General features: G+C 43.2%; 6 protein-coding genes and 1 pseudogene. 4 read left to right on the top strand and 3 right to left on the bottom strand.

Annotated elements, in window-relative coordinates; translation table 11 throughout:
• Positions 1-261: 261 nt before the first annotated feature.
• A pseudogene (locus tag CKY02_RS21840) lies at positions 262-864 on the top strand (IS982 family transposase); the annotation flags it as partial.
• Positions 865-1,304: 440 nt separating this feature from the next.
• Positions 1,305-1,766, top strand: coding sequence for a hypothetical protein (locus CKY02_RS25360; RefSeq protein ID WP_202924748.1), 462 nt, complete (start codon positions 1,305-1,307; stop codon positions 1,764-1,766).
• A gap of 252 nt (positions 1,767-2,018) precedes the next feature.
• Here the strand turns inward: CKY02_RS25360 and actP are convergent, their stop codons facing one another.
• From actP to acs, 3 genes are all read right to left on the bottom strand, one after another.
• Positions 2,019-3,668, bottom strand: coding sequence for a cation/acetate symporter ActP (gene actP, locus CKY02_RS21825; RefSeq protein WP_112896882.1), 1,650 nt, complete (start codon positions 3,666-3,668; stop codon positions 2,019-2,021).
• Positions 3,665-3,976, bottom strand: coding sequence for a DUF485 domain-containing protein (locus tag CKY02_RS21820; protein WP_112896881.1), 312 nt, complete (start codon positions 3,974-3,976; stop codon positions 3,665-3,667). Before CKY02_RS21820 ends, actP begins: the two co-directional genes overlap by 4 nt.
• A gap of 63 nt (positions 3,977-4,039) precedes the next feature.
• Positions 4,040-5,995 carry an acetate--CoA ligase gene (gene acs, locus CKY02_RS21815; protein WP_112896880.1) on the bottom strand — a complete coding sequence of 652 codons (1,956 nt, stop codon included), beginning with the start codon at positions 5,993-5,995 and terminating at the stop codon, positions 4,040-4,042.
• A 373-nt stretch (positions 5,996-6,368) separates the two neighbouring features.
• Between acs and sodA the strand changes: the two genes are divergently transcribed.
• Both sodA and yiiM read left to right on the top strand, forming a co-directional pair.
• Entirely contained in the window at positions 6,369-6,995 is a 627-nt protein-coding gene (sodA, locus tag CKY02_RS21810) for a superoxide dismutase [Mn] (protein ID WP_112878426.1), read from the top strand.
• A gap of 118 nt (positions 6,996-7,113) precedes the next feature.
• Entirely contained in the window at positions 7,114-7,785 is a 672-nt protein-coding gene (gene yiiM, locus CKY02_RS21805; RefSeq protein ID WP_112896879.1) for a 6-hydroxyaminopurine reductase, read from the top strand.
• Positions 7,786-7,910 lie beyond the last annotated feature (125 nt).

Raw genomic sequence — 7,910 nt, 5'->3', positions numbered from 1 at the left:
TGAAATAAACTCATGAATAGAAATGCCTTTTTGGAATTGAATCTGATTTTTAGCCATTTTCATTTACCTCCACACAGACTTATTTTAAGTATACGCCTATGGGAGCTGAATTTAAGTGATAATCAGGTAAACTATTGAGCTGTCATAGCAATTATCATCTTCGTTCGATGAGAAAGATATCAGTTTATTTTCGGGAAATCGGTTACAGGATGGCTCATGACTGCCATAGATATGCATAATAATAAATTTCTTACCTTTCTGTTGATGACGCTCCTCATTTTATTCCACATGAGCCATTATCGTGATTTTAAAACGTTTTATATTCAGCATGTTAAACACTATCTTAAGGCCGATTTTCCCCGGTTGGTCAGCTACACCCGTATGTTAACCTTAAAGCAAAGGGCACTCATTCCTCTCTGTGCTTTTCTTTCGTCACGCAAGGCTGAAACCCTGGGGATCGCTTTTATTGATTCAACTAAAATTGCCGTTTGCCACAATCTCCGTATTCCCTGTCATCGCGTATTTCAGGGCGTCGCACAGCGAGGGAAAACCCGTACCGGTTGGTTTTATGGCTTTAAACTTCATCTGGTTATTAATGATTGTGGTGAACTTTTGGCGGTTAAGTTGACCTCAGGAAATAAAGATGATCGTCATCCCGTCAAAGCGCGGGTACAAGGGTTAACAGGGTGTTTGTGTGGCGATAAAGGGTATTTGTCACAGGCCTTGTGCGATGAACTGGAAGCAGAAGGAATAACGTTAATCACTCATGTCCGTAATAACATGAAGGCAAAAGCGTTATCTCTCTGGGATAAACTGATGTTAAGAAGGCGATTTTTGATAGAAAGTGTGCCGCAGGCATACAAACTGGCAGCATAGGGAACGCAGCCAGTATGTAGCATAAGCTCAGGAGGAGAGGGTGGCAGGCCCACCGAAGTCCGTTGTCGGAAGCCGGCTTCAAACCCCCTCAAGCGGCTGCCGTAAAGAGCGCTGGTCGTGAGCGTTGAGGTCAAAGCGCGAACAATAGTTCGGCAGGTAGGGTACAAAGAGACGAGTAAAACCGAGCCCATGTGGACGCGTCGTAAAGAAGAGATTTGACATTAAAACCGGGGGCGTTTCTATCTTCCGGGATAAATCTGTGAGTGAATTCCGAATGCTGCGCAGGTGGTGTCCGGCGTAGAGTGGGCGTGACTTTGTATCGGGCTCTTTCTGGGAACTGCGGGAACCCGTCATCACGATGTCAAGGGAGAAATGCAAGTCACTAAATTGACAAGTATGAGAGTACCGATGGGTGATACGGGGGCGGAGTGACTCGTAGTAGTGAGGAAATATTGGTAATGAATGTGGAGCGAAGCGGTCACGTCAAGCAGCCTTACCCGGTATCCAACTGTCAGGCAGGAGGAGATACGGAGGTTAAGGCAAAACCGTTTGTCATTGAGAAAAGGGATGTGTATCGTGCCGGGTTATTGGTTAAAACCAATCAAGGCGCGGCAGGCGTGGATGGTCAAACCATCGCGGATTTTGAATCCAATCTGAAAGATAATCTGTACACACTCTGGAACCGCTTATCATCGGGCAGTTATTATCCACCCCCGGTGAAAGGTGTCGCTATTCCCAAGAAGTCGGGAGGTGAACTATTCCCACGGTTGCGGATCGCGTGGCGCAAATGGTGGTCAGGCTTCATTTCGAACCGCTTGTTGAGCCTCATTTTCTGCCGGATTTTTATGGCTACCGACCGAATAAATCGGCAATTGATGCCATCAGGGTAACAAGGCAGCGATGCTGGCAGCAAGATTGGATATTGGAGTTCGATATCAAGGGCTAGTTTGACAATATTCCTCATGATTTACTCATGAAATCCGTGAGGAAACATACAAACAGCCTGTGGATCTGTCTGTACATCGAACGCTGGCTAACTGCACCGATGAAATGCAACGGTGAGGTGTTATTCCGGGAGAAAAGCACCCCACAGTCTAATGAAAATACCTCTCCCGAAGGAGAGGCTGGACATAAAAACGTAATTAGTGTGTTTTTCCTTGTGCGATATCAAGTCCTGTTTGTGATCGAATAAACTGGATTCTAAATTGTTCTCTTTCCTGCATACCTTGTTGTGAATTATCGGTGATAGAAAATAGCCATGAACCAATAAAAGAGATAATCATTGAGAATAATGCTGGATATTCATAAGGATAGATTGGTTTCTCGTGACCGAGAATGCTGACCCAAATTGTTGGACCGAGAATCATTAAAACTACTGCTGTAATTAATCCTAGCCAACCTCCGGTTAACGCACCACGAGTAGTGAGTTTACGCCAGTACATAGACAAAAGAATGATTGGGAAGTTACAGCTTGCAGCAATAGAAAATGCTAATCCAACCATGAAAGCTATGTTCTGGTTCTCAAATAGAATACCTAATCCGATTGCGATAAACCCAAGTATCACAACTGTTATTTTTGATACTCTCAGTTCATCTCGTTCATTGGCTTTACCGCGTTTAATGGCGTTTGCATATAGGTCATGTGATACTGCTGATGCACCAGCCAGCGTTAGCCCCGCAACAACGGCTAGAATTGTGGCAAAGGCGACAGCAGAGATAAAACCCAGAAACAAGTTGCCTCCAACTGCACTAGCGAGGTGAATGGCTGCCATGTTAGTACCACCAATGAGTGCGCCGGTAGCATCTTTAAAGGAAGGGTTTGGACTAACCAGTAAAATAGCACCGAAGCCGATGATAAAAGTCAGAATGTAAAAATAACCAATAAAGCCAGTAGCGTAGAAAACGCTCTTTCGGGCCTCTTTCGCATCACTTACAGTAAAGAAACGCATGATAATATGAGGTAAACCAGCGGTACCAAACATCAATGCCAGACCAAGAGAAAGTGCGGATATTGGGTCAGATACCAACCCTCCTGGACTCATGATGGCTTCACCTCTTGAGTGGACAGCAATGGCTTCTTTGAACAACGTATTGAAATTGAAGTTTACTATTTTCATGACCATAAGGGCCATAAAGGTGGCACCAGCTAGTAATAGGATAGCTTTGATAATTTGTACCCAGGTCGTTGCTAGCATACCGCCAAACAAAACATAAAGTACCATCAGGATACCAACCAATACGACCGCTACATGGTAATTGAGCCCAAAAAGCAATTCGATAAGTTTGCCTGCACCAACCATCTGAGCAATAAGATAAAGGGCGACAACAAACAGCGAGCCAATTGCAGATAACGTACGGATTGGGCGTTGCTGTAACCGGTAAGAAGCGACATCGGCAAAAGTATAGCGTCCAAGGTTTCTTAATCTTTCGGCAATCAGAAATAGGATAATAGGCCAGCCAATCAAGAAGCCGATAGAATAAATTAGTCCATCATAACCAGACGTATAGACTAAAGCGGAAATGCCGAGGAATGATGCTGCGGACATAAAATCTCCCGCAATTGCCATTCCATTTTGGAAACCAGTAATACGTCCCCCCGCCGTGTAGTAATCAGTACGGGAGCGGGTTTTTTTTGAGGCCCAGTAAGTGATATAGAGTGTAAAACCAACAAACAGGACAAACATGATAATGGCCTGAATGTTGATAGGTTGCCTTTCTCCAGTTTCAGAGATTGCGTTAGCCCAGGTGAGATGAGGAAATAGCACTATTGCTAATAACAGGAACGTTTTCATTTCTTTACCTCACTGAGAATTTGTGAGGTAAGGTGATCAAACTCGCTATTGGCTCTGATTACATATAAGCCGGTTAAGATGAATGAAATAACAATTAAACCAATACCAACCGGTATTCCACGGGTAATACTGGAATCATTATAAAGGGGAGTACCTAGCCATTCGGGGGCAAATGCAATGAGAAAAATAAAACCGACATACAGAATTAATGTGATTATTGATAGCAACCATGCAAAATGTCCTCGCTTTTCAACCAATTCTTTGAAACGCGGGTTATTCTCGATCCCTTGGTAAATGTCGTCATTCATCGGAGTATATCCTCTTATATTTATTATATTTTGATTACAGCCGCCTTACGGCGGCATGATCTGTTATGAAATACTCATTGTTTGTTTTTCTTCCAACAATTTTTCTACTACCCCTGGATCTGCTAGTGTTGAAATGTCTCCTAGATTGTTGGTATCGCCGGAGGCTATTTTGCGCAGGATACGACGCATAATTTTTCCTGAACGGGTTTTTGGTAAGGAGTCTGTCCAGTGTAGGATATCTGGTGTAGCAATCGGACCGATTTCTTTACGTACCCAATTACGGACTTCTGTATAGAGTTCTGGAGAGGGTTCTTCACCGTGATTTAAGGTGACATAGGCATAAATTGCCTGCCCTTTAATATTATGTGGGGTACCTACGACAGCAGCTTCTGCAATTTTAGGATGAGAGACCAAAGCAGATTCAATTTCAGCAGTACCTAGACGGTGGCCGGAAATATTCAGCACATCATCAACACGGCCAGTTATCCAATAGTAGCCATCTTCATCACGGCGTGCGCCATCACCACTAAAATACATTCCCTTAAAGGTAGAGAAATAGGTTTGTTCGAAACGGTCATGATCGCCAAATAGTGAGCGTGCTTGTCCTGGCCAGGAATCGGTAATAACCAGGTTTCCTTCACAAACACCTTCTAGTAGTTCACCAAGATTATCAACCAATGCGGGCTGAACACCGAAGAAAGGTAGCGTTGCGGAACCTGCTTTTAGTTCGGTTGCGCCTGGCAGTGGTGTGATCATGAAGCCACCAGTTTCTGTTTGCCACCAGGTATCGACAATCGGGCATTTGCTGTTACCAATTTTCTGGTAATACCATTCCCAAGCTTCCGGGTTAATCGGTTCGCCAACTGATCCCATAATACGCAGAGAAGTACGTTTCGTTCCTTCAATAGCTTTGTCACCTTCCGCCATCAGGGCACGAATTGCTGTGGGTGCTGTATACAGGATATTTACCTGATGTTTATCAATAACCTGACTTAGACGGTTAACCGCAGGATAGTTTGGTACACCTTCAAACATTAGGGTAATAGCGCCACAGGAAAGGGGGCCGTAGAGCAGGTAGCTATGTCCGGTAACCCATCCCACATCGGCTGTGCACCAATAAACTTCTCCCGGCTGATAATCGAATACATATTTAAATGTTAGAGATGCATATACAAGGTAACCTCCAGTGGTGTGCAGTACCCCTTTGGGTTTACCAGTAGAGCCTGAGGTATAGAGAATAAACAGTGGGTCTTCTGCATTTATCTCTTCAACTGGACAGTCAGCACTCGCGTCTGCTACCAATTCATGCCACCAAAGGTCGCGGCCAGATTGCCAGTGACCAATATTTCCAGTACGTTTAAAAACGATCACATTGGATACATTGACAACGGCTGCATTATTTAATGCGTCATCAACATTCTTTTTCAGGGGGATTGTACGTCCTGCTCTCAATCCTTCATCGGCGGTAATGACCAATTTGGTGTTTGAATCGATGATACGCCCGGATACAGCATCAGGAGAAAAACCTGCGAAAATAACAGAGTGAATAGCACCAATGCGGGCACATGCTAACATGGCAACCGCTGCTTCTGGCACCATCGGCATGTAAATAGCAACAACATCGCCTTTTTTAATACCCATATTTTTCAATACATTGGCAAACTGACATACATCATGGTGTAGTTCACGATAGGTTATCGCTTTGGATTCTGTTGGATCATCACCTTCCCAGATAATAGCGGTTTGCTCACCACGTTCTTTTAGATGACGATCGAGACAATTTGCGCTTAAGTTTAGTGTTCCATCTTCAAACCAGCGGATATTGATATGTCCAGGATCAAAAGAGGTATTCTTTACCTTGGTGTAAGGCTTAATCCAGTCAACAATTTTTCCTTTTTCACCCCAGAACCTGTCGGGATCTTGCAACGATAATTGGTAGTCTTGTTGATATTGTTGCTCATTCATCAGGGCATGTTCTGCAATGGCGATAGGAATAGGGTGCTTCATTATTTTGGTCATATAATATTCTCCTTACGAATGTTAATATTATGTCAAATCAAAGTTAACTAAAGTGTAAAGAGAATTTTTGTTTTTTTTTTGCGCGGAAGATCACGCAATAAAAAGAATATTTTTCACGTGATTGTCATTTAGTGTGGCGGGTTTATTTAGGTTTAATTGCTAATCAAAAATAGTAATTCAAAATCCTAATCCAATAATAATGTTTAATATAGACAAATTGACTGATAAGTCACTGAAACACAGCTGTATGATAAAACCATAATGAGAATATGGTGTTGATAAGCATTTCCAATAATATTTAATTAACTATAATGATCACGTTGTTCACAAGGTGTGGACTTTGAACCATTCTTATATGACTGGAGTACATGATATGAGCTATTCATTACCTTCTCTTCCTTATTCTTATGAAGCTCTGGAACCTCATTTTGATAAGCAGACGATGGAAATCCACCATACCAAGCATCATCAGACTTACGTTAATAATACCAATAGCGCCCTGGAAGCCTTCCCTGAGCTGGCAGGACTGGATATTGATGATCTGATTCAGCAATTAGATAAGATACCTGCTGATAAACGTACTTTTGTTCGTAATAATGCTGGTGGGCACGCTAACCATAGCTTGTTTTGGAAAGGTCTGAAATTAGGCACAACTCTGCAAGGTCCATTAAAAGAAGCTATTGAACGCGATTTCGGTAGTATAGATTCTTTTAAAGAGAAATTTGAGCAGGCAGCGGCTACCCGTTTTGGTTCTGGTTGGGCGTGGCTAGTACTGAAAGATGATGGCAAACTGGCGGTTGTATCGACTGCTAACCAAGATAGCCCATTAATGGGTGAAGCAATTTCTGGTGCATCTGGTTATCCGATTATTGGTCTGGATGTTTGGGAACATGCTTATTACTTACAGTACCAAAACCGTCGTCCTGACTATATTAAAGCATTCTGGAGCGTTGTTAACTGGGATGAAGCAGCGATACGTTATCAGGAAAAAGTGAAATAACTTGCTGAATAATTTGTCTTTTCTGCTATGCCGGCTGATATGACTGCCGGCATTTTTATTGGTTGAATGTTGGTTTATGATGGTGATGTCAGACTGATTTCAATAAGGAAAGTGAATTATGTATTGTCCGCAGGTATATACGGGTAAAATTGAAATATCAGGAAAACTGCCTGCCAGCGCAATTAACAAACGGATGGTTGATGGTAGCCTGCGTCTGACTTCTCTAGGATTAGAAGGTGATGAACAGGCCGAAACCCGTTTCCATGGTGGCCCTGATCGTGCGCTTTGCCATTATCCCCGTGAACACTACGATTTCTGGAAACATCAATTTCCTGATCAGGAAGATTTCTTTATTGCTCCCGCGTTTGGCGAAAATATTTCCACAATGGGGTTGACTGAAGAAAATGTTTGTATCGGTGATATTTTCAGTTGGGGAGAGGCCATGCTTCAGGTAACTCAGCCTCGTTCGCCTTGTTACAAACTCAATTCTCATTCCGGTATCAGTAATTTTTCTGCCATTATGCAGGAGAGTGGCCGCTGTGGTTGGCTTTACCGAATTATTGCAGCGGGAAATGTTAGCCCGGATAAGCCTTTTGTTCTTGTTTCCCGTAATAGTGATGTTTTGGTTAAAGAAGCGGTAGCTATTGCTTTTAATATGCCATTTGATGAAGAGCAATATCGTCGGTTGATGAGTGCCGCTGGGTTATCTGCCAGTTGGAGCCTGACTATGCAAAAGCGGGTGATGTTTGGAAAGATTGAGGATTTTAACCGTAGGTTGTTCGGGAAATAATCATAACCACCCGCATAGCGGGTGGTTTGCTCTAGCCCTATAAGGGCATGTTACCGACCGCGCCTAAATGACGCCGCTTTCTCTTTGTTCAAGCTAAAGGGTCATTGTCTCTTTGGCTTACCCCT

Source organism: Photorhabdus bodei (genome assembly GCF_003287735.1).
Lineage (GTDB): Bacteria > Pseudomonadota > Gammaproteobacteria > Enterobacterales > Enterobacteriaceae > Photorhabdus > Photorhabdus kayaii.
This window is presented reverse-complemented; position numbering and strand designations above follow the sequence as displayed.